The 21,364-nt window shown below is 64.4% G+C and carries 15 protein-coding genes and 1 pseudogene; 3 read left to right on the top strand and 13 right to left on the bottom strand.

Annotated features, from left to right (window positions below; all coding sequences use genetic code 11):
* Positions 1 to 51: 51 nt before the first annotated feature.
* The 3 genes from larC to RH858_RS05480 all read right to left on the bottom strand — a co-directional run bounded on the left by larC (position 52) and on the right by RH858_RS05480 (position 5,017).
* Positions 52 to 1,278, bottom strand: coding sequence for a nickel pincer cofactor biosynthesis protein LarC (gene larC, locus RH858_RS05490; RefSeq protein WP_310561302.1), 1,227 nt, complete (start codon positions 1,276 to 1,278; stop codon positions 52 to 54).
* Positions 1,275 to 4,472, bottom strand: coding sequence for an isoleucine--tRNA ligase (gene ileS / locus RH858_RS05485; protein WP_310561301.1), 3,198 nt, complete (start codon positions 4,470 to 4,472; stop codon positions 1,275 to 1,277). Before ileS ends, larC begins: the two co-directional genes overlap by 4 nt.
* 86 nt (positions 4,473 to 4,558) lie before the next feature.
* Entirely contained in the window at positions 4,559 to 5,017 is a 459-nt protein-coding gene (locus tag RH858_RS05480) for a hypothetical protein (protein ID WP_259535753.1), read from the bottom strand.
* A 111-nt stretch (positions 5,018 to 5,128) separates the two neighbouring features.
* Here RH858_RS05480 and RH858_RS05475 point away from each other — a divergent pair, with 111 nt between their 5' ends.
* The gene (locus tag RH858_RS05475) at positions 5,129 to 6,238 is read left to right on the top strand and encodes a trypsin-like peptidase domain-containing protein (RefSeq protein ID WP_310561300.1); all 1,110 of its coding nucleotides are present in this window, start codon (positions 5,129 to 5,131) and stop codon (positions 6,236 to 6,238) included.
* A 28-nt stretch (positions 6,239 to 6,266) separates the two neighbouring features.
* Here RH858_RS05475 and RH858_RS05470 read toward each other — a convergent pair whose 3' ends face one another.
* The 3 genes and pseudogenes from RH858_RS05470 to RH858_RS05460 form a co-directional block, all read right to left on the bottom strand.
* The gene (locus RH858_RS05470; RefSeq protein ID WP_259535757.1) at positions 6,267 to 6,752 is read right to left on the bottom strand and encodes an acyl-CoA thioesterase; all 486 of its coding nucleotides are present in this window, start codon (positions 6,750 to 6,752) and stop codon (positions 6,267 to 6,269) included.
* A gap of 296 nt (positions 6,753 to 7,048) precedes the next feature.
* Positions 7,049 to 7,465, bottom strand: a pseudogene (locus RH858_RS05465) (bifunctional nuclease family protein); the annotation flags it as partial.
* Positions 7,466 to 7,539: 74 nt separating this feature from the next.
* Positions 7,540 to 8,298, bottom strand: coding sequence for a helix-turn-helix domain-containing protein (locus RH858_RS05460; protein WP_310561299.1), 759 nt, complete (start codon positions 8,296 to 8,298; stop codon positions 7,540 to 7,542).
* Positions 8,299 to 8,402: 104 nt separating this feature from the next.
* Between RH858_RS05460 and RH858_RS05455 the strand changes: the two genes are divergently transcribed.
* The gene (locus RH858_RS05455; protein WP_310561298.1) at positions 8,403 to 9,932 is read left to right on the top strand and encodes an SLC13 family permease; all 1,530 of its coding nucleotides are present in this window, start codon (positions 8,403 to 8,405) and stop codon (positions 9,930 to 9,932) included.
* A gap of 84 nt (positions 9,933 to 10,016) precedes the next feature.
* On the opposite strand, the gene RH858_RS05450 is transcribed toward RH858_RS05455, so the two are convergent.
* From RH858_RS05450 to aroA, 3 genes are all read right to left on the bottom strand, one after another.
* Positions 10,017 to 10,577, bottom strand: a complete 561-nt coding sequence (locus tag RH858_RS05450; protein WP_259535760.1) for a membrane-associated protein — start codon at positions 10,575 to 10,577, stop codon at positions 10,017 to 10,019.
* A gap of 35 nt (positions 10,578 to 10,612) precedes the next feature.
* Entirely contained in the window at positions 10,613 to 11,800 is a 1,188-nt protein-coding gene (gene aroC / locus RH858_RS05445) for a chorismate synthase (RefSeq protein WP_310561297.1), read from the bottom strand.
* Between the two features lie 298 nt (positions 11,801 to 12,098).
* The gene (gene aroA / locus RH858_RS05440) at positions 12,099 to 13,442 is read right to left on the bottom strand and encodes a 3-phosphoshikimate 1-carboxyvinyltransferase (RefSeq protein ID WP_310561296.1); all 1,344 of its coding nucleotides are present in this window, start codon (positions 13,440 to 13,442) and stop codon (positions 12,099 to 12,101) included.
* A gap of 137 nt (positions 13,443 to 13,579) precedes the next feature.
* Between aroA and RH858_RS05435 the strand changes: the two genes are divergently transcribed.
* Entirely contained in the window at positions 13,580 to 14,050 is a 471-nt protein-coding gene (locus RH858_RS05435) for a universal stress protein (protein ID WP_259535766.1), read from the top strand.
* A 15-nt stretch (positions 14,051 to 14,065) separates the two neighbouring features.
* On the opposite strand, the gene RH858_RS05430 is transcribed toward RH858_RS05435, so the two are convergent.
* The 4 genes from RH858_RS05430 to RH858_RS05415 form a co-directional block, all read right to left on the bottom strand.
* Positions 14,066 to 16,882 (bottom strand): cation-transporting P-type ATPase, encoded by a 2,817-nt coding sequence (locus RH858_RS05430; protein WP_259535768.1) that lies wholly within the window; start codon positions 16,880 to 16,882, stop codon positions 14,066 to 14,068.
* Positions 16,883 to 16,958: 76 nt separating this feature from the next.
* Positions 16,959 to 19,640, bottom strand: coding sequence for a DNA double-strand break repair ATPase Rad50 (gene rad50, locus RH858_RS05425; RefSeq protein ID WP_259535770.1), 2,682 nt, complete (start codon positions 19,638 to 19,640; stop codon positions 16,959 to 16,961).
* Positions 19,637 to 21,010 carry a DNA double-strand break repair protein Mre11 gene (gene mre11, locus RH858_RS05420; RefSeq protein ID WP_310561295.1) on the bottom strand — a complete coding sequence of 458 codons (1,374 nt, stop codon included), beginning with the start codon at positions 21,008 to 21,010 and terminating at the stop codon, positions 19,637 to 19,639. Before mre11 ends, rad50 begins: the two co-directional genes overlap by 4 nt.
* Positions 21,007 to 21,330, bottom strand: a complete 324-nt coding sequence (locus RH858_RS05415; protein WP_259535774.1) for a hypothetical protein — start codon at positions 21,328 to 21,330, stop codon at positions 21,007 to 21,009. Before RH858_RS05415 ends, mre11 begins: the two co-directional genes overlap by 4 nt.
* Between the last annotated feature and the right edge of the window lie 34 nt (positions 21,331 to 21,364).

Here is a 21,364-nt window from a genome sequence, read left to right as displayed (position 1 = left end):
ATTCCAGTGACCGACCCCGGGTTTCGAAACCCGACCTTCCGAGTCCCGTTGTCACCGCCGTGCGTCCGTCTCGACGCCGGCCAGACGCTCGGCTCGACGGACGACTTCCCGCGTCGCCAGCCCCGTCTCCTCGGCGACGGCGGCGGCGTCGTCGTATTCGGCGCTCGCGTCGTACACCTCGCCGTCGGCCGTGCTCGCGATCTTGACCCCGACGTCGTAGCCCTCGCCGTCGATCTCCAGCTCGACGGTCTCGTGTCGCCTGTTTGCGACCCACCGGTGGCCGGCGCCGTGCTCCCGGACGCCGAGCGTTCCGGTCTCGATCGCGAGCGCGCGCGCCACCCGGCGGGCGTCCCCGGGCCGGCAGATCACCTTCACCAGGTGGCCCGGCCGCGACTTCTTCATCGTCGTCGCCACCACCGAGACGTCGAGTGCGCCCGCCTCCCGCAACCGGTCGTGGAGCCCGCCGAGCGTCTCCGGCGTCGCGTCGTCGAGGTTCGTCTCCAGGACAGTGATCTCCTCGCGCCGGAGCCGACCGGCGTCCAGTCCGACGACCGCCCGGAGCACGTTCGGTCGATCGGCGAGGTCCGCGTCCCCGGCGCCGAACCCCGATCCGGTCACCGAAAGCTCCGGAAGCGTGTCGACCCCGTCGGCGAAGTGGGCGAGGATCGCCGCCCCCGTGGGGGTGAGGAGCTCCCGACCGACGGGACCGCCGACGAGTCGCCAGTCGGCACGCTCGGCCAGTTGGACGACCGCGGGTGCCGGAACCGGATACGTGCCGTGGCTCGTGGACACCTCCCCGCCGCCCGCAGAAACCGGTGTCGTCACGACGCGATCCGCTCGGAGATCCGCAAACAGCAGGCTGGCGCCGACGACGTCCGCGATCGCGTCGTCGGCGCCTACCTCGTGAAAGTGGACGTCGGGCACGTCCACGCCGTGGATCGCCGCCTCCGCCTCGGCGAGGAGCTCGAAGACCGAACGGGCGTCGCGCTCGACCTCCTTCGACAGGTTCAGGCCCTCGACGATTTCGACCACCTCGTCGTAGCTCCGCGAGGGGCCGTGTCCCTCCGCGTGCCCGGGGTCGGATTCGTCGTCGTGTTCCAGCAGGACGTCGACGGCGGTCGCCGTGACTCCCGACTTCGTCACCCGGGAGACGTCATACTCGATCGGAAGCCGCTCCTCGACCGGGGCGAGTGCGTCACGGTCGGCCCCCGCCGCGAGCAGCGCACCGAGGATCATGTCGCCGGCGGCGCCGGTCCGACCGTCGAACGCGAGTATCATGCCGTCGCGGCGACGCGCTCGACACCGATCGTGACGGTCACGCCCTCGACGTCCCATTCCTCGGCGAGGTCATCCGCTTCATTCGGGGTGTCGAGCCACGCCTCGGTTCTGGTCTCCTCGGCGACGAACTCCCGGTGGCGATCGACCAGTCCCGCGATCCGGTCGTCCTCGATGTCGAACCCGACGCGGATCGGCTCCTCGACGTCGAGATCCAGCTCCTTGCGCATCTCCTGGATCCGTCGGATCACGTCACGTGCGTAGCCTTCCGCCTCGATCTCCTCGGTGAGTGTGGTGTCGACGTAGACGGTGCCCCCGTCGAAGTCGGCCGCCGAGACGTTTTCCGGCGGTTCGGCGACGTACTCGACCATCTCCTCGTCGAGTTCGACCATCTCACCGTCGATTTCGACACCCGACTCTATCTCCTCCCGCGTGGCGCCGTCGACCGTCTCCATCACTGACTGTGCGTCCGCTCCGAACGCCGGGCCGATTGCGCCCATCTGTGGTTCGGCGCGCTCGATCAGTTCGTCGAACGTCCCCACCACCTCGATCCGTCGGGCGTTGACCCGCTCTTCGAGAAGCTCCGAAAGCGACGCGACCGCCTCCCGGACCGCCTCGGTCTCGCTTTGGACGACGACCCGGGTGACCGGCCACCGGAGCTTCCGCCCGCCCTGCTGTCGGGCGGTCGCGGCTGCCTCCTCGACGCGTCGGAGGACCTCGATCTCGCCTTCGAGTTCGGGGTCGTGCCAGCCGTCGTCGGGCGTCGGATACGACAGGGCGTGCACCGTCGTCTCGCGCCCGTCGAGCGTCTGGTACATCCGTTCGGTGAGGTACGGGACGAACGGCGCCAGCAGGCGAATCGTCTCCGAGAGCACGGTTACGAGCGTGGCGTACGCCCCCCGCTTGCTTGCGGAATCGGACTCTTCCCACATCCGCTCGCGGACTGCCTTCACGTAAAAGCGGGAGACGTCCTGGGTGACGAACTCCACGACGGCGTTGAGTGCGTCGTGGGGAGCGTACTCCTCCCAGGCGTCTTCGACCTCGCCTTCGAGTGATTGTAGCCGGGAGAGTACCCACAGATCGACGGTCAAGAGATCGACATCTTCCCCGAGAGCGTCCGGTCCCGACTCCGGAAGCTGGAGGTCGGCCACGTCGTAGCCGTCGAGTCGCATGTACGGCAGCGGGAAGCGGAACACGTTCCAGAAAATGTTCAGCTTTCGTTCGGTCTCCGAGAGGCCGTCCCACTCGAAGGCGAGATCCTCGCCGTGCTGGTTGTGCGAGAGCAGATACGCTCTGAGGGGATCCCGACCGGCCCGGTCGATCGCCTCTTCGGGTGTGACGATGTTCCCCAGCGACTTCGACATCTTCCGGCCGTCGCTGTCGTTGGCGAACCCGTGCATCAAAACGCGTTCGTAGGGAATCTCGCCCATCGCGGCCGTCCCCATCCCCAGCTGGGACCAGAACCACCCCCGTGTCTGGTCGTGTGCTTCGATGATGAGGTCGGCGGGCCACAGTTCCTCGAACGCCTCGGTCTCGCCCGGATAGCCGAGGGTTCCCCACGTGGCCACCGACGAATCGAGCCAGACGTCGAACACGTCTGGGATGCGCTGGTAGGTGGTCTCGCCTTCGGTGATCGTGATGTCGTCGACCGTCGGTCGGTGGAGGTCCACCTCGTCTGGATCGACATCCTGGTCAGCTCGGTTTGCAAGCTCCTCGCGGGAGCCGATCACGATGACGTCGTCCCCGTCGGGATCGATCGTCTCGACCTCGAGCCGTTCGGGGTCGCCTTCCGGCACCCAGATCGGGATCGGGATCCCCCAGTAGCGCTGTCTGGAGACGTTCCAGTCTGGGGCGTCCTCGATGAAATCCCGGAAGCGATTGTCCCGTGCCCACTGGGGGTGCCACTCCGACTGCTCCATGTTCTCCAGGAGGTCGTCCTTGATGTCGGTAATCGAGATGAACCACTGGTCGGTGACGAGCTGGACGATCCCGGTGTCACACCGCCAGCAATGGCCGTAGGAGTGCTCGTAGGTCTCGTCGGCCAACAGTAGTCCCCTGTCGTCGAGATCCGCCCGGATCTCCGCGTTCGCGTCCCGGACGAATTCGCCTGCGTATTCGCCGGCCAGCTCGGTGAACTTGCCGTCTGGACCCACTGGACAGAATATCTCGAGATCCAGCTCCTGTCCGCGCTCGAAGTCCTCCTCGCCGTGTCCGGGTGCAGAGTGTACGAGTCCCGTCCGATCGGCTTCCACGTAGTCGGCGAGATAAACGGTCCCGGCCCCTTCGAAGTCGGGGTGGTCGGGCACCTCGTCCGACAGCGGATGGTCGTACTCCCACCCGACGAGATCCGCGCCGTCGAACTCCTCGCGAACCTCGTAGGAGTCGTATCGCCCCTTCCGAAGCACGTCCTCGACGCACGATTCGGCGACGTACAGGAGTTCAGTTTCACCGTCAGTCGTCGCCTCGACAGCCTGGTAGGTGAGCTCCTCCCCGACCGCGACGAACGTGTTCCCGGGGATCGTCCACGGCGTCGTCGTCCAGATGACGAGATATCCCTCGCGACCGGACAGGGGGAACTTCACGTAGATCGAGGGATCCTCGACCTCTTCGTACTCGACCTCGTTGTTTGCAAGCGCCGTCTCACACCGGGGACACTGCGAGATCGAACGCTTCCCGCGCTCGACGAGCCCGCGTTCGGCCACCTGCTGGAACCCCCACCAGGCGGCCTCCATGTACTCCGGCGACACTGTCTTGTACGGGTCCTCCCAGTCCATCCAGGCGCCGATCGACTGGAAGTCTTCGTTCATCGCCTCGAGGTTACGCTCGGCGAACGACTTGCACTCCTCGATGAACGCCTCCATCCCGTACTCTTCGATGTCGCGCTTCGACTCGAATCCGAGTTCCTCCTCGACTTTCACCTCGATCGGCAGGCCGTGCATGTCGTATCCCGGTCGGTCGGTGACGTCGTAGCCGCTCATCCGCTTGTACCGGATGACGGCGTCCTTCAGGGTCTTGTTCCAGGCGGTTCCGAGATGCATCTGGCCGCTGGTGTACGGCGGGCCGTCGACGAAAAAGAAGGCGGGGTCGTCGGCGTGAGCCTCCTTTGCCGCCTCGTAGGCGTCGTGTTCCTCCCAGTACGACTCGACCGCGGGCTCGACGTCCGCGGGCGTGTACTGGTCCTCGACTGTGTCGTCCATACCTGTTTCGTATAGACCGGTATATATCAAAACGGTGGTCCCGTGGCGCCGGCACCCCGCGAGCGTTCCTCGGGGTCACAATGCTGCTATCCGAAATCCGGGAGGTCGTCCGGGGCGTCGTAGGCGGCCTCCCAGTCGATGTACTCCTCCTTGAGGACCTCACAGACGATCTGTCCGAGTTCGGTGAGCCCCGCGTTGATGCCGGAAACGGTTCCCCAGGAATCGAGATCCGGATGCAGGTCGCGGTGTTTCCAGTCTTCCGGGAGTCCAGGGGCGTGATACCCGACGCGATCGGCGAAGTCGTCCCAAAAGAAGTCGTACTCCCGTATCAACCCCAGATCGAGGACGATCTGCCACTCCGGTTCGGTCAGGTCGCTGGAGGCGGCCCATTCCTCGAAGGCGTCCTCCCAGGCACCCTCCCGGAGGAGCTGTTCGAGTTCGGTCCGGCGGTAGTCGGTGTCGCCGACGATCTCCGCGTCGTCGTACTGGTTTGGATCGATCTCTTCGAGTTCGGGCGGTTCCGGGGGTTCGACGTCGAGAGTCATACCGTCCAGTGGGTTCCGAGACACTAAAAGACGGTCGCCAGGGACGGATCTCGGGGGAATCCCTACCGGTCTCGGGCGAGGATTTACCCGCTACGAGTACGATGAGAGCACATGAAAAATACCCGACGGGGGTTCCTCGCTACGGCCGGCACGGTTGCGATCGCAGGCTGTACGAGCCCGGCGACCGAAATCGGCCCGGACGACGATCCGAACGGGAACGAATCGGCCACCGGCGAGGGCAACCTAACGGAGGTGGCCGACGAAGGGGACGACTCGGAGACGTACACGGCCGTCGCCGAGAGCGTCTCGCAATCCGTTGTCAGGGTACAGATTTACGAGGACGGAATCGAGGCGGGCCAGGGATCGGGGTTCCTCCACCGCGGCCACGTCGTCACGAACGAACACGTGGTCTACGGCGGCGACACCGTTCGGTTGCAGTACGCCGATGGTGCCTGGTACGAGGCTGACATCGTCGGAACGGATCCGTACAGCGATCTGGCGGTACTATCGCCCGGGCGGGACCTGGAAGCGGCTGCAGCTCCGTCCGAACTGGAACTGGTCGACCGGACCCCGGACATCGGGACTGAAGTACTGGCGTTCGGCGCACCGTTCGGGCTCGGGGGCTCGGTGACCCAGGGCATCATAAGCGGTCGGAACCGGTCACTACCAGCACCGAACGACTACCAGATCCCGGACGCGGTCCAGACTGACGCCGCGGTGAATCCGGGCAACAGCGGGGGCCCCCTCGTCACGCTCGATCAGGAGGTCGCCGGCGTGGTTACTGCGACACGCGGGGAGAACGTCGGGTTCGCGGTGTCGGCGCCGCTTTCCGACCGTATCGTTCCGTCGCTCATCGAGGACGGCGAGTACGAACACTCCCGACTGGGCGTACAGGTCCGACCGGTCACGCCAACGGTCGCGGAGGTGAACGACCTCGAGGAGGTTCGCGGCGTCTACGTCGTCGAAGTTGTTTCGGACGGGCCTGCCGACGGGGTTCTCGAAGGGGCGACTGACTCCGAGATGGTCGGCGGCCGGTCGATTCCGACCGGCGGGGACGTGATCGTCGGATTCGAGAACACCGAGATCGACTCCAACGAGGACCTCGCACGGTTCCTGGCGCTCGAGACGTCCCCGGGCGAAACGATCGACGTGCACGTGATCCGCGAGGGCGAACGCGTGACCGAATCGCTCACGCTGGGCACCCGCCCCCCGGCACGGTAGGCGGCGTCGATTTCCGGGCGAAACGGCGTCACTCAGATTCGAGCCTGTCGACGACGTCTTCGAGTTGTCGCCGCCGCTCCGCTTTCGCCCGGTCGCGAAGCGACTCCTCTTCCGTCGTCGGACACTCGAGGTTCGGGACCGGCGTCGGAACACCGTCGTCGTCGAGCGCGACGAACGTAAAAAACGAGGTAGTAGTTTGCCGTCGTTCGTCCGTTCGGGGATCCTCAGCCCGGACCTCTACGCGAACGTCGAGACTCGTCCGTCCGGTGTTGAACACGTAGCCTTCGATGATGGCGACCTCGCCCAGATCGATCGGACTGATAAAGTCGACGTGGTCCATCGAGGCGGTCACTACGCCCCGGTTTGCGAACCGCATCGCCGCGATTGCGCCACAGACGTCCATCCAGTGGAGCACGACGCCGCCGAGTGCCCGTCCATAGGTGTTGGTGTCGTTCGGCAGCAGGATCTCGGTCATCTCCGTGTGTGACTCCGCGAGTGTTGCCGTCTCGTCCATGCTGTAAACTTTCGAGGACGGACGCAAGAAAGTAGGCGTCGGCGGGTGGGATCCACCTAGCCTGCCGTGGCCCGTGGGAGCTACTGCTCGTCGGATTCGTCGTCGGGGTCGTCGGGATCCAGATCACCCAACTCCTCGGAGGGGTCGTTTCCGAACGGTCCGTCGTCGAACGTGTCTCCTCCGAACTCTTCCTCGCCGAACTCCCCGAACTCCTCGTGGTCGTCGAACGGATCACCGGCCTCTCCGAAGGGGTCTCCGCCGGGCATTCCCTCCTCGTCGCCAGCCGGGGCGAGTTCCTCCGGGGGACGCCCCGCCTCGTCGATGATCTCGTCGCTTACGGTGATCGTACAGTCGACCCTGACCGCGAGCGCGATCGCATCGCTCGGGCGCGCGTCGAAGACGAACGGCTCTGGTTCCCCGTTTTCGTATCGCTGTGCGTCCACTTTCGCATAGAAGGTTCCGTCCGAGAGGTCGTCGATCCGGATCCCGTCGATCGCGCCGCCGAACTCGGTGACCATCTCGACCATCAGGTCGTGTGTCAGCGGCCGTTCGAACGGCTCCCCAGAGAGGGCGAGACGGATCGAGTCGGCCTGGTCGTGCGTGACAAATATCGGCAAGTACTCCTCGCGGACGTCGAGCACGATCGCCGGAATACGGCTCCCTTCGGGGCCGAGTCCGACGCCGATCCCTTCCACTTCGGCCTCGTGGTCCATGTTCCCGACTTGGGCAGGGAAGTATGAATAGCTGTTCCCCGCAGACCGAAACGCATCAGCCGTGTCGCCCCCTGTCAGGGCCAGCCGTACCGCGACCCGAGATACTGGATCGCGAACACTGCAAGGAGAACACTCAACCCGCCGAGGAAGAACACGACCCCTGGCGGCAGCGCGGAGAACGTTCCCTCCGCGAGGGCCGACACCTGATCGGCCGCAGTCGTGTAAAACTCGGCGTCCTCGGCGGCATGTTCGGCGACCTCTTCTGCTTCCGGAACCGGCGTCTCTTCGGGTGCCGGCGTCTCAGTCGGTTCCTCTTCGGGCTCTTCGGCGACCGCAGGCCCGACGTCGTCGTCGGCGGTATCGACGTCGTCGACGGTCGGCACGATGCCGGGGGGATCGGTCGCGAGCATCGCGTGGGCGACGGCGCTCGCGGCCGCGAGCGCCCCGATCCCGCCGAGCAGCCGGGTGAGGGCCGTCTTCAACCCGGTGCTTTCGGCTTCTCGCCCGGCGAAAAGCACCAGCGGTTGATCCGACGGCGCGTACACGTTCATCTCTCTGCCTTTCTCGGAGTACACCGTGTCGACGACGTCGACGAGGTCGGCGTCTTCGAGTTTACCGATGTGGTACTGCGTGTTCTGGAGGGTGGTGTCGACCCGGTCGGAGAGTTCGGAGGGCGTCCCCGGCTCCTCGTGCATTTCGGTGAGCAGGGCACGGGCAGTGTCAGAGGAGAGCGCAGCGATCAAGTCGTCGGCGTCGTCACTGTCGACGCCGACGACGCGGGGATCTCCGTCCGACGGCTGTGGGTCGGACCTGGAGGGCAACAGCCGGGACATACCCGACCCGAGGAGACGGGAGTACACAAATCTTCTCCCTGTTCGTATCCCGCTCGGCGCCTTTCCCGGTACTACTTTATATACCACCGGGAGACAAACGACGTGTGGTTCCGACGAGACGACTCACACGGCAGACAGTTGGGCTGTTCCTGGGGCCGGCATCGTTTCTCTTTCTGTACGTCGGGAACCCGTTCGGGCTCGACCCGGCGGCGACGGCTGTCCTCGCCGGAACGGCCTGGGTGGTTCTCTGGTGGGTGACAGAGGCGCTTCCGATCCCCGTGACGTCCTTGCTTCCGATCGTGCTGTTCCCGATGACTGGCGTCATGTCCGTCGGGAACGCGACCGCTCCCTACGCCGATCCGATCGTCTTCCTGCTTTTGGGTGGGTTTCTCATCGCGCTCGCGATCGAGCGGTGGAACCTCCATCACCGGCTCTCGCTGCTGATCATCTCGAGTGTCGGAACGGGCGGGAGCCGGCTGATTTTGGGGTTCATGGGTGCGACGGCGGTGCTCTCGATGTGGATCTCGAACACCGCCACCGCGATGATGATGGTGCCGATCGGCGCGGCAGTGATCGTCGAGCTCACGTCTGTCGGCGGCCGTCGAACGCCAATGCTCGACCGGGAGGACATTCTGGAACCGAACGACCCTCGCGACGTCCAGGGAGAGCTACTCCACAGCGTCGACACCGATCCCGAAGCGCTACCCAACACCGCGTTCGGAATCGCGTTGATGCTCGGAATTGCCTACGGCGCGTCGATCGGTGGGGCGGCGACGCTGATCGGTAGCCCACCGAACGCGGTCCTTGCGGGCGTCGCCGCCTCGAGCCTCGGTGTCGACATCGGCTTCCTCGAGTGGATGCTCGTCGGCGTCCCACTCGCGACGGTCTTTCTCTTCGTCACGTGGGGGATCCTGATCGTGCTCCTGCGTCCGACGATCGACAGACAGCCCGGTCGGGAGGACGTCATCGACGATCAACTCGCCGAACTGGGGGCGATGACGACGGGGGAGCGCCGGGTGCTCGGGGTGTTCGGGCTCGTTGCCGCCGCGTGGGTTCTGCGGCCGTTCCTCCTCCAGCCGGCGTTCCCGATGCTCACCGACGCCGTCATCGCAATCGCCGGTGCCGTCCTCGTATTCGTTGTTCCGGTCGACGGCGAACGCCTGCTCGACTGGGAGTACACGACCCGCGTCCCGTGGGGCGTGTTGCTCCTATTGGGTGCGGGGTTTTCGATCGCACGCGGCTTCCAGGAGAGCGGGCTCGACGAAACCGTCGCCGACGCGATCGCCGGGCTGGGGATCACCGAACTCGCAGCGATGATCCTCCTTGTGGCGACCGTCGTAATCGTGCTCACCAACGTCACCTCGAATACCGCCACGGCCTCGCTTTTCATGCCGATCACACTGTCGATCGGGATCGCGATCGGCGTCGCACCGCTGACGCTGATGGCGACGGCGGCGTTCGCCGCCTCCTTCGCCTTCGTGTTGCCGGTCGCGACGGCACCAAACGCGATCGTCTTCGGCAGCGGCTATCTGACGATCCCAGAGATGGCAAAGGTCGGGCTCGCGATCACGCTTCCTGCGATCCTGGCGATCTCGGCGTTCGCGATCTGGTGGATCCCGATGGTGTGGTCGTGAGGCTGCGTCATCGCTCTCGACTGTCCCACACCGCGGCGGCCTCTACTTCGTTCCGTCACTGGAGTGGAGTATAGCTGACCCGCATCAGACGCCGGCGAGGCGCGCGAGCCCGCGAACTCCGCTCGCGGCGGCGATCAAAAGTGCCACGTACGCCACATTGCCGACAGCGGCTGCCAGCAGAAACTGTCCCGACGGATACCCACCGAGCCCGGCCGGAATGGCCATCACGCCCCGTATTCCCGGCACCAGGTTCGAGACGGCGACGGCCCAGCCGCCGTAGGCATCGAAGTAGCGCTCGACGATGGCGAGCCGGCGATCGCCGACCCGGCGCTCGACGGTTTCTGGGATCCGATCGAGTCCCGGAACCGTCCGCCTGATCCCGAACAGTTCCGACGCGTCCTCGTCGAAGCCGCGAGCGAGCGTCCACTGTCCCAGCGTCGCCGCGACTGTGACGGCTCCCCCCAGGAGCGCAAGTTTCGGCCACGAGGGGACCGTCGCCGCGACGTAGCCGACGAACACCAGCGGGGGTTGCAATATCTTCCCGACGAACATCCCCTCGAAGTAAAAAAGGATCACGAGCGCCGGACCGCCGACTGCGACTGCGAAGGCGAGCGCACGGCCAGCGAGGTCCAACTCCAGTGGCACGGGTTACCTGCAGGCGGAGTGTCCGACGTCGTCGCTCATTCGTTTTCGGGACTGCTTGGATGATAGTCGGTGTCGTACTCTCCCGGCCTGTCGTCGAGACGGTCGGGGTTGATCCGTCCGGAAAGCAGCATGAAATCCAGGATCGTGAGGTTCACCATCGCCTCCACGACCGGAACCGCACGCGGCGGCAGTGACGGATCGTGCCGGCCGACGACCTGGATTTCTTTTTCCTCCCCGGTTTCCCAGTCGGCGGTTCGCTGCGTTTTGGGGATCGACGTGGGTGCGTGTAGCGTCACCTCGCCGGTGATCGGTTGGCCGGTTGTGATCCCGCCCTGCAGGCCCCCGTGATCGTTGCCGACCGGCACCGGGTCGCCCTCTTCGCTTACGATCTCGGGATGTGATTCCCCGTCGTCGAACGTCCAGTCGTCGTTCCGTTCGGAACCGGTGACTGACGCCGCCTCCCGTCCCAGCCCGAACTCGAAGGCGGTCGTGGCCGGAACCGACAGCAGTGCCTGTCCCAGCCGTGCGGGGAAGCCGTCGAACCGCGGGGCGCCCAGCCCGCGAGGCACCCCGCGTGCTTCGAACTGGACGGCGCCACCGATCGAGTCACCCTCCTTCTGGTACTGTTCGATCGCCTCGCGCATCCGTTCTGCCGTCTCGGGGTCGCCACACCGGACCTCGTTTTCCTCGCTGTGTTTTAGCAACTGATCGAAGCTCACGTCGGGCGCCTCGATCTCGCCGATCCGATTGACGTGGGCTTTCACCCGGACATCGTACTCGCTCTGTTCGAGGACCGCCTCGGCGACGGCGCCGGCGGCGACCCAGTTTACGGTCTCCCGTGCGGAAGATCGGCCGCCGCCGCCCCAGTTCCGGGTGCCGAACTTCGCCGAGTACGTGTAGTCGCCGTGGGAGGGACGCGGCGCCGTCACGTACGGTTCGTACTTGCCCGATCGGGCGTCCTTGTTCTGGATCACCATCCCGATCGGTGTGCCGGTGGTGTAGCCGTCCTGGAGCCCGGAGTTGATGACGACCTCGTCGGGTTCCCCTCTGGAGGTGGTTATCATCGACTGACCGGGCTTTCGTCGGTCGAGTTCCCGCTGGATGCGTTCCTCGTCGAGTTCGAGGCCGGCGGGACAGCCCGAGACGGTGACGCCCATCGCCGGCCCGTGGCTCTCGCCGTACGTGGTGACCTGGAACAGTCGGCCGAACCGATTACCGTTCATTACCCGTTGTGGGAGCCCCCGGTTTATATGTGTTTGACCTCGACCTTTTTCTGCCTCGGGTGAACTCGCTTCGCTCGCGTTTCCGAGGTTCTCGATCTCTCTCGAACCTCGCCTTGCTCAGCATATAGTCGTCAACTTTGAGGATAGTTTTGTTCTGCTGACGTACGTTTGTGGAAACGCTGGCGTGAGGTTCGTCTCCCGTCGGATGTCCGTTGCCCTTCAAAAGGAGATCTGTCTTCTGTCTGCGCCTGTTTATATACTCGTGGCCGTTGTTCGACGACGCGATACCGAGAGTGTCTCACTCCGATCGCGACACCGACGCACCCAGATCGTACAGCGCGTCGAAGAACTCCGGGAACGAGACGTCGACGTGCTCTGCGCCGCGGATTGTCGTGGTCCCATCTGCGACGAGCCCGGCGACCGCAAGCGCCATCACGAGCCGGTGGTCCCCCCGGCCGTCGACGGTCGCACTCGATAGCTCGCTTTCGCCGCCGGCGATCGTCAGAACGTCGGGCTCTTCAGTTACCTCCGCACCGAGTTTCTCCAGCTCTTCGGCCATCGCCGTCACCCGGTCGGTCTCCTTGTACCGGACGTGTTCGCAGTTTTCGATCCGGGTTTCCCCGTTTGCGACGGCCCCCAGCGTCGCGATCGTCGGCAGCAGATCCGGGGTGTCGCCGACGTCGACCGTCACGCCCGACAGCGGGGATCGCTCGACCCGGACGTGGCCGTTGTCTCGGTCCCACTCGATCGTCGCCCCCATCCGATCGAGCACGTCGACGATCGCGGCGTCACCCTGTGCGCTCGGGTGCGCGCCGGCGACCAGAACCGCTTCGCCCTGCTCGGCCGCGACTGAACCGGCTGCGAGGAGATACGACATCGACGAGAAGTCGCCCGGAACCGAGTACTCGCCGTCCGTCGGTTCGTAGGACTGTCCACCCGGAACCTGGAACCCGTCTGCGCCCGCACTCGCGATGTCGCCGTCCTCGATACCTCCGATCACGTTCACTGACACACCGAACGCGTCGAGCACGTCGAGGGTGATGTCGACGTACGGCGCCGACTTCAGCTCGGTTGTCAGTTCGATGTCGACCCCTTCCTCGGTCACCGCTCCGGCCATCAAAAGCGCAGTGACGTACTGCGAGGAGACGTCACCCGGGATCGACACCGCGCCGCCGTCGGTCGGCCCGAACACGACCAGCGGTGCCTGTCCGTTCCTCCGGGTGCTCTCGGCTCTCGCTTCCAGCTGTTCGAGGGCGTCGAGCAGCGGACCCTGGGGGCGCGATCGGAGTGAGGCGTCCCCGGTTAGAACTGTACCGCCGTCGGCGAGGCCGGCTGTCGCCGTCGTCAACCGCATCGTCGTCCCCGAGTTCGCACAGTCGATGACATCCGACGGCACGTCAGGTCGGCTGCCGAAACCGTCCACGTCGAGTGTCCCGTCTTCCCTTCGGGACGCGCGATCGACTGTGCCGCCGTACCGCTCGACAGCGCGAGCCGTGGCTTTCGTGTCGGCGCTCCACAGTGGGTTTCGAACCAGTGCGCCGGCGCTGTACCCGGCCGCGAGGATCGCCCGGTGGGTGTAGCTCTTGGACGGCGGGGCGCGTACCCGTCCGGAGACGGTCGACTGGGTGACGTGTGCGTCCATGTCGCTATTCTCCACCGGACGGAGGAAAGGGGTTCCGGCCGCGGCCAGGTTTCCGATCCGATGCGTGCAGTCTCTTCGATTCGATGCTCGTTTCGTTCGTCCCCGGGCTATTTGCTGGAACGACAGGTACCGTTTGTATGGTACAGACTGTCCTGGTCCCGATAGAAGGGGCACCCCTCTCCATGAAAGCACTCGAGGTCGCGCTGACGGACTATCCCGAGGCCGATATCGTCTTCTGCCACGTTATGGACCCGATCGGATCGGGACTCAGTCTCATCGACGTCATGAGGCCGACGTTCGACGACGGAGCGCCGCCAGGATCTGTCTCGCCCGAGTACTGGCGCGAGTGGCACGAGAAAGCCACGTCGAAGGCCGAGACGGTCTTCGAGGAGGCACGAAACATCGCCGGCGATCACGGCGAACGCGTCGAAACCGTTCTGGAGTTCGGTGATCCGGACGAAGTAATCCTCGAATACGCCGAGGAAAACGACGTCGACCGTATCGTCATGGGGAGTCACTGTCGCTCGGGTGCAGAGCGGTTCCTCGTCGGAAGCGTCGCTAAGAGGGTGGTTAGGCGTGCACCAGTACCCGTTGTGATCGTGAAATAGTGCGAGCCACCAGTGTCAGTACTGCTCGAACAAGCGATCCTGGATTTTCACAAATATCGCCATGATCAGCGCGAACAGGACAGTAACAATAGCGATCTGGGCCCAGTGGACGAGGCCGAGCGGCGCAACACCGAACAGGAACTGGCCGACGGACGTGTAAAGCACTAACAATTGCAACGCGATTGCGACGCCTACCGCGGCCACGAGCCAGCGATTCGAAAGGATTCCGAGCCCGTACCGGTATCTGATTGCCTGTATGCGTACGATTTCGAAGACAACCAGCCCGGTGAACACCATTGTCTGGGCGAGTTCTCGTCCGGGATCGTACGTCGGGCTCCATCCGAAGAGGGCGTCAGTTACGTCGTATCCAGGGATCAACTCGCCGTAGAAGTTGAGCGTGAAGAGCGGAAGCAGACAGATCGTCATGAATATCGCTATTCCGACGATGGAGGTGACGATTCTGTCTGTGATGACGCCTTCGTCCCGCGGTCGCGGATCGCGATCCATGATGTCTTTTGCCGCCGGATCAATCCCGATCGAGAGTGCAGGAATACCGTCCGTAACGACGTTGATCCAGAGGATCTGGATCGGTGTTATAACGAGTCCGAGTCCCAGCATCGATCCGGTGAATACCATCGTCACCTCGCCGCCGTTACCGGAAAGGAGGTAGTTTACGAATTTGCGGACGTTGTCGAAGATGCGTCGTCCCCCTTTTACCGCATCCCGGATCGTCGCGAAATTGTCGTCGAGAAGGACGATGTCGGAAGCCTGCTCGGTAACGTCCGTGCCGCGACGGCCCATCGCGATGCCGACGTCGGCGTTTTTTACCGCTGGCGCGTCGTTGACACCGTCCCCGGTCATCGCGACGGTGTGTCCCTTCGCCTGGAGCGTCTGGAGGATTCGAGTCTTGTGCTCGGGCGAGGTTCGCGCGAAAATATCCACTTCTGCTACGACCTCGGCGAGTTCCTCGTCGCTCATATCATCGAGTTCGGGGCCGGTAACGACACGTGTCGGGCGCAATCCGATTTCCTCTCCGACGGCTCGAGCGGTGACTGCGTTGTCACCGGTGACCATCACCACGTCGATCCCGGCGTCGAGACATCCCGCGATCGCCTCCGGGACCTCGGGTCGGGGTGGATCGAGCATTCCCTGTAATCCCAGAAATACCATCTCCTGCTCGAGGTCTTCGTCCGGTGACTCGATCTGTGACTCCGGGAGGTCGGTTCGGAAGGCAAAGCCCATGACGCGCAATGCGTCTTCTGCGAACGCTTCGGTCCGGGTCTCGATCGCTGCTCGACGGTCAGCCGTCAACTCGGTCACTTCACCATCGACGAGTTCGCGGTCGCAGCGCTCGAGAACGGTTTCCGGAGCTCCCTTCATGTAGGCGGCGGTCTCGCCGTTTGGCGTTCGGTGGACAGTCGTCATGCGCTTGCGGTCGGAGGTGAACTCGATCTCGCCGATTCTGGGGTACCTAGCGGCGAGATCTTCGTGGTCGAACCCGGCTTTCTGGGCGGCCACGAACAGCGCTATCTCGGTGGGATCCCCGAGATACGTTCTGCCATCCCGACTGTTGGACGCCTCGGTTTCGGGCTCACGTCTGCCTTCAGCACCTCGTTCGCGGGTGCCGATATCGACATTGTTACACAACATGCCACAGCGCAACACTTCAGCAACGCGACCGGTTTCTACCGGTTCACCCTCCTTTCGAAACTCACCGTCGGTGTCGTAGCCGGTTCCAGTCACCTCGAACACCTGTCGATCGGCGACGATCCGCTGTACTGTCATCTCCTCTTCGGTGAGTGTCCCCGTCTTGTCAGTACAGATGACGTCAACCGATCCCAGCGCCTCGACGATCGGCAGTCGTCGGACGAGCGCGTTCTGATCTGCCATCCGGCGCGCCCCGAGTGCGAGCGAGAGTGTCACGACTGCTGGGAGACCCTCGGGAACAGCTGAAACGGCGATCCCAACCGCCGTCAGGAACACCTGCAGTGGTTCCGTTTCGCCGACAGAGATCTCGACGAGCGCGATCACGGCGACTGCGCCGATGACGCCGAGCGCGATGATTTTCCCGAGGCGATCCATCTCGGCCTGGAACGGTGTTGCTCGTTCCTCGGCCTCCTCGAGCGCGGTCGCGATCTGCCCAATTTCGGACTCCGGACCGGTTTCGACAACGATCGCCGTCCCCGAGCCCCGTTCGACGACCGTGTCCTTGTACAGCATGTTCTTGCGTTCGGCCAGCGAGATCTCTTCCTCGACGGTACCGACCTCCTTCGAGACGCCGACGCTCTCGCCAGTCAGTGCGCTCTCGTCGACCCGGAGGTTGGACTCCTCGACGATCCGGGCATCGGCAGGAACGACGTCACCCGACTCGACGAAGATAACGTCTCCCGGCACGACTGTCCTGGCGTCTATTTCCCGTTTCTCTCCGTCACGTCGGACGATCGCGGCTCTTGTCGCCATTTCTGCGAGCGCTTGAATGCTCTGTTCGGCGCGATAGTCCTGAACGAATCCGAACAACGTGATGAAGATCACGATCGTAGCAATGACGCCAGCGTCGATCGTGTGTCCGACACCGGCCATCACGAACGCGGCGACGATCAAGACCCATATCAATGCCGAGGTGTACTGCTCGATGAGGATACGAAATGGGGAGATCCCCTCCTCGGCCACGATCTCGTTTGGACCCTCTTGCTCGAGACGAGTCCGAGCCTCAGCTTTCGACAACCCCTGATCCGATGTCTCGAGCGTCTCGTAGATTGAATCGATTGATCGCGAGTGCCAGTTACTGGTCGACTTTCGGCGGGATTGTTCGTCTCTCGAAGGCCCTGACACGTCTGTATACTCAATGGCGGACTGCTTGTATTCGACCGGAATTTTCGCAAACTGGGAACGTCCTGAGAGCTCTCGATCAATCGTCGTCCGCGATCCCGGACGGGATCGCCGGCGAGTCCTCGCGCCGCACGCTCGACCGGTTCGTCGTCGCGTCTTTTTCGACGGTGAGCAGGTCGTCTGCGGCCCCGACCAGTTCGTCGTCGTGGCTCACGATCACGATCTGTCTGACCCCGAACTCTCGCATCTCTTCGACCAGCGTGACCAGTCGCGAGACGTGGCCGGCGTCGAGGAACACGGTCGGCTCGTCGAGAATGAGCGGCGGGGTCGGTGCGGCCCCGTCGATTCCGGCCGACAACAGTCGGTAGATGGCCACCCGCAGCGCCAGGTTGAACAGCGCGCGCTCGCCACCCGAAAGTTGCGCGGGTTCGAGCGGTTCGCCGTCCTTCTGGTACACTGTGAGTTCGTACTCGCCGTCGAGTTCAATGTGCGAGTACGCGTCGTTACCGTACACCAGTTCGAACGTCTCGTTGAGCATGCGCTCGAGCGTCTCGACGTTTCGCTGGCGCAGCTCCGCACGGAGATCGCCGTACAGCTGTTCGAGGGATTCGGCTTCCTCGTGGACCGATTCCAGCATCTCGACCCGGTCGGCCAGTTGATCCCGCTCTTCTCGCAGGCGTTCGAGTTCGGACAGTTCCGTTTTCACGCCGCCGATCGAGTTCTGGAGTTCGTCTCGCGTCTCCCTGAGATCTTCGAGTTCGGGTTTCGCCTCCTCGAGATAGGCCTCGGCCGTGCGCTTGTTCTCTCTGGCCGACTCGATCCGGTCGTCGTCGAACGACTCCCGGAGTTCGTCCCTCGCTTCGCGCTTTTCCCGCAGACGCTCCCGGCGTTCGTCGTTCAGTTCCTCGAGTGTCGACCGACGGTCGCGATGGCGGTCGATTCGATCCGCCAGTTCCTCGATCGCTTCGAGCGTTGACTCGACCGACGAGAGCATCTCCCGTTCGGAATCGATCGTGTCAAGTTTCCTTTCGAGCGTTTCAATGCGCTCCCGGGCTTCGGCTGCCTCTTCCCGTTTCGTCTCGGCGACCTCCGTGGCCTCGGCGGCCTGCTCCCGCAGCTCGTCGGCGTTCTCCCGGAGTGTTTCCGCTCGCTCTCGTCGCTCTTCGGCCGTCTCCCGGGCATTCGCGAGTCGTTCTTCACGGAGCTCCCGTGCGTTTTCCAGCTCGCCGAGCCGCTGTTCGGCCTCGCGGAGTTCCTCGGCGTCCGCCAGTCGCTTTTCGAGACGGCTCACTTCCCCGCGTGCGTCGGACAGTTCCTCTTCGAGTTCGGTAACCCGCTCGCGGTCCTCGTCGATCGAATCTACGTGGGGTGAGCCATCGACCGGCTGTCCACACTCCGGACATTTGCCGGCCGCGAGCAGTGCCTCGACTTCAGCGACGCGTTCGCGAGCGTTCGACAGCTCGGTCTCGAGTTCGGCAACGCGTTCGCGAGCTGCCGACAGTTCCGACTGGATCTCCTCGCGCAGGCTGTCGGCGCTACCGGGTTCGACGTCCGTCTCCTCGAACTGTTCTTTGACTGCGTCGATTCGGTCGTCGATCGACTCGAGTTTTTCTTCGTGTTCTCGTGCCGTCTGGTCGGCCTCCGCCGCGTCGGATTCTGCCTCTGCCGCGTCCGACTCTGCCTCTTCGGCCCGACCTTCGAGCGTCGTTGCCTTCTCGGCGAGGTTCGCGGCCTGGTTCCGGAACCCCTCCCGTTTCACCCGGATGTCGCTCAGGCGCTCTTCGAGGTCGGCCTCCCTGTCGTCGAGTTCCTCCCGGCGTGTTGCGATCGCCTCGTCGGTCGCGGCGTCGAGCCCCGCGTCGTCCCGTGCCGTCTCCAGTTCGCTTTCGAGGCCGTCGATGCGTTCCCGGGTCTCGGTGATCCGTTCACGGAGCGTTTCGCGCTCGGATTCGGCCTCCCGGATCGTCTCCGCAATCTCGTCGATTTCCTCCTCCAGCGCATCGATCTCGGCCCGTTTCTCGTCGTGCTCTTCCAGGACGCGCTCGGCGTCGGCTTTCGTCTCTTCGGCCTTCTCGATCTGTGCTTCGACCCGGTCGATCTCGTCGTCGACCTCGCCGAGCCGCGATTCGAGGTCGTTGAGCTTGCCGTGGAGGTCGGCGTCCTCCTTCTGTTCGATTCGGTCGGCTTTGTCCTCGAGTAGCGTCCGTTTGGACGTGAGCAGGTCCTCGACACCGAGGCGTGCGTCGCCCGCCCGTTCGCGATAGGTCTCGAGTTTCCCGAGCTGCAGCAGGTCGTCGATCATGTCCTGCCGCTGGCTCGGACTCGCGTTGATCAGTTTGTTCACCTCCCCCTGGCGGACGTACGCGCAGTTGAGAAACGCCTCCGCGTCCATCCTGAGCAGTTCGGTGACGAATCGGCGGACGTCTCGCGCCCCGTCGACGGTGACGTCCGGCCCCTCGAGGGTGCAATCAACGGTGCTGACCCGGTCGCCGCTCGCGCGGATCCGGCGGTAGATCCGGTAGTCGGTGCCGTCGTGGCTAAACGCCAGTTCGATCTCGGTTTCCTCCTCACCGTTGGTAACCACTTCCTCGAGGGTTCCCTCGAGCGCTTTCGCGCCGTACAAAGCGAAGAAACACGCCTCCAGGAGCGACGACTTCCCGCTGCCGTTGAGGCCGTGGATGACGGTGACGCCGTCCCGGAGGCGAAGCTCCGCGTCGGCGTACGGTTTGAAGTTCGCGAGTTCGAGTCGCTCGAACCTCACAGGTACTCCTCCATCGATCGTTGCCCGTCGGGTCCGGAGCTTTTCGGTTCGTCCCCGCGTGCCTCACCGTCGCCGCCCATGTCCCGGTCCCCACCGTCGCCGTCCATGTCCCGGTCCTCACCCACGCGGCCCATATTACTGCTCTCGCGGTCGGTCTTTCCGTCCCCACTGCCCTCTTCGCCGTCGCTCGTATCATCGGGTTCAGTCGCCGAAAGCGCCTCCAGGCCTTCCGATTCGATCCGGTCGGACAGCCGGTTTTTCACCTCGGCCCGAACGTTCGAAGCCGGAATTTCCACCGAGCGAACCACGTCGTCAAACTCTCGTGCGGCCGATGAGAACCCCTCCTCCCGGATCCGTTCCCGCACCGCCTCGTCCGGGTCACCGAACGAGACAGAGATCTCCTCTGCCGTGTCGACCTCCCGGCGGTCGGTTACCCGCACGATCAACGCGCCTTCCTCCAGTGCAGTCTCCTCGATTGACGCCGGCGTCACCGGGTCTCCGCTTCCGTCGATTCGGACGATCACGACGGCGTCCTCCAGGTCGTGCTGTGTCACCCGTTCGCGAACCCGTTCGACGCCCTCGCCGTCGGCCAGTTCCACCTCGACGAACGCGAACGGTCGGGTCTCGATCGTCCGACGACGGATCTCGACGCCGTCCGGTCCCCGGGTGTCGGCGTCGAACGTGACGAGGTTGTACCCGCGGGGGGTCTCCTCGCTCGCGCTGGTGCGCTCCGTCGACCCGCAGTAAGTTACCCGCGTCCCATCGACTGTCGCCGTGTCGGGGACGTGATTGTCACCGAGCAGCATCGCGTCGAATGCGACGGTCGACTCCGCGAGTACTGTTTCCGTGTCCCAGTTCGCGTGTGCAAACGGGGTAAACAGACCGTGGCTCACGAGGGCGGCGTGTGCCGCATCGCTGGGTTCGAACTCGTAGTCGAGGTCGTCCCGCCGGGATTCAGGGACGTGGTCGAGCCCGTAAAAGGCGGTCTCGCCGACTTCGACCGGCTCCGCACCGAGTCTGGTCGCGAGATCCATGCTTTCAAAGAGGTCCAGCCACTGCCCTCGGCGAGTGGATTCGTGGTTCCCGACGACCGCCAGGAAGGGGATGTCTGCAGCGTCGAGCCGCCGGAGCAACTCGAGTGTCCCGAGTAGATCCGGCAGCGACGGACGACGATCGTGAAACAGGTCGCCGGCGTGGACGACGGCGTCGACGCTCTCCTCGATCGCGTCGTCGACGACCTGCTCGAACGCTTCGAGGAAATCCCGTCGTCGCTCGGGGGAGTGGTACTGCTCGTAGCCGACGTGGGTGTCGCCGGTGTGGAGCACCCGCGTCGGAGCCGGTGCGGGTTCCGATCCGTCAGCCGATGTCATTCGTCGAACCTTGCACCTTCTGTGGTAAATGGGTTCCGCGAACGCGTCACGTCTCCGGTTGCCGCTTCCCGAAGCCGGTGGTAGGAGTCGAGCGCGTTCTCACCCCGATCTGCGAGTTCCTCGTGTCCATCCCTGCGGGCGGAGTCTACCGCCTCCGAGAGCCGGCCGAGTCCGTCGGCCTCGACGAACGACGCTGCGCGATCGAGGTCCTCCAGCGCCGCGTCGGCCTCCTCGATCACTCCGGCGTACGGCGGCCGCGCCGTGGCTGTGCGTTCGGCGAGCGTTCGAAGGGCCCGGGCGATGGCGTCCGTGCTGACCACGGGGTTCGTGGTCCCGTGATCGTTTATAAAAAGT

The organism is Halalkaliarchaeum sp. AArc-GB (genome assembly GCF_031432225.1).
In the GTDB taxonomy this organism is placed as follows: Archaea; Halobacteriota; Halobacteria; order Halobacteriales; family Haloferacaceae; genus Halalkaliarchaeum.
The sequence above is the reverse complement of the archived record's forward strand: the minus strand, read 5'-3'. Positions and strand labels throughout refer to the sequence as shown.

Coding starts and splice junctions, on each gene's coding strand:
- RH858_RS05435 (WP_259535766.1), top strand. CDS start 13,580: ATGGTACAGACTGTCCTGGTCCCGATAGAAGGGGCACCCCTCTCCATG.
- mre11 (WP_310561295.1), bottom strand. CDS start 21,010: ATGACATCGGCTGACGGATCGGAACCCGCACCGGCTCCGACGCGGGTG.
- RH858_RS05470 (WP_259535757.1), bottom strand. CDS start 6,752: ATGGACGAGACGGCAACACTCGCGGAGTCACACACGGAGATGACCGAG.
- aroC (WP_310561297.1), bottom strand. CDS start 11,800: ATGAACGGTAATCGGTTCGGCCGACTGTTCCAGGTCACCACGTACGGC.
- RH858_RS05480 (WP_259535753.1), bottom strand. CDS start 5,017: ATGACTCTCGACGTCGAACCCCCGGAACCGCCCGAACTCGAAGAGATC.
- larC (WP_310561302.1), bottom strand. CDS start 1,278: ATGATACTCGCGTTCGACGGTCGGACCGGCGCCGCCGGCGACATGATC.
- ileS (WP_310561301.1), bottom strand. CDS start 4,472: ATGGACGACACAGTCGAGGACCAGTACACGCCCGCGGACGTCGAGCCC.
- RH858_RS05460 (WP_310561299.1), bottom strand. CDS start 8,298: ATGTCCCGGCTGTTGCCCTCCAGGTCCGACCCACAGCCGTCGGACGGA.
- aroA (WP_310561296.1), bottom strand. CDS start 13,442: ATGGACGCACACGTCACCCAGTCGACCGTCTCCGGACGGGTACGCGCC.
- RH858_RS05475 (WP_310561300.1), top strand. CDS start 5,129: ATGAAAAATACCCGACGGGGGTTCCTCGCTACGGCCGGCACGGTTGCG.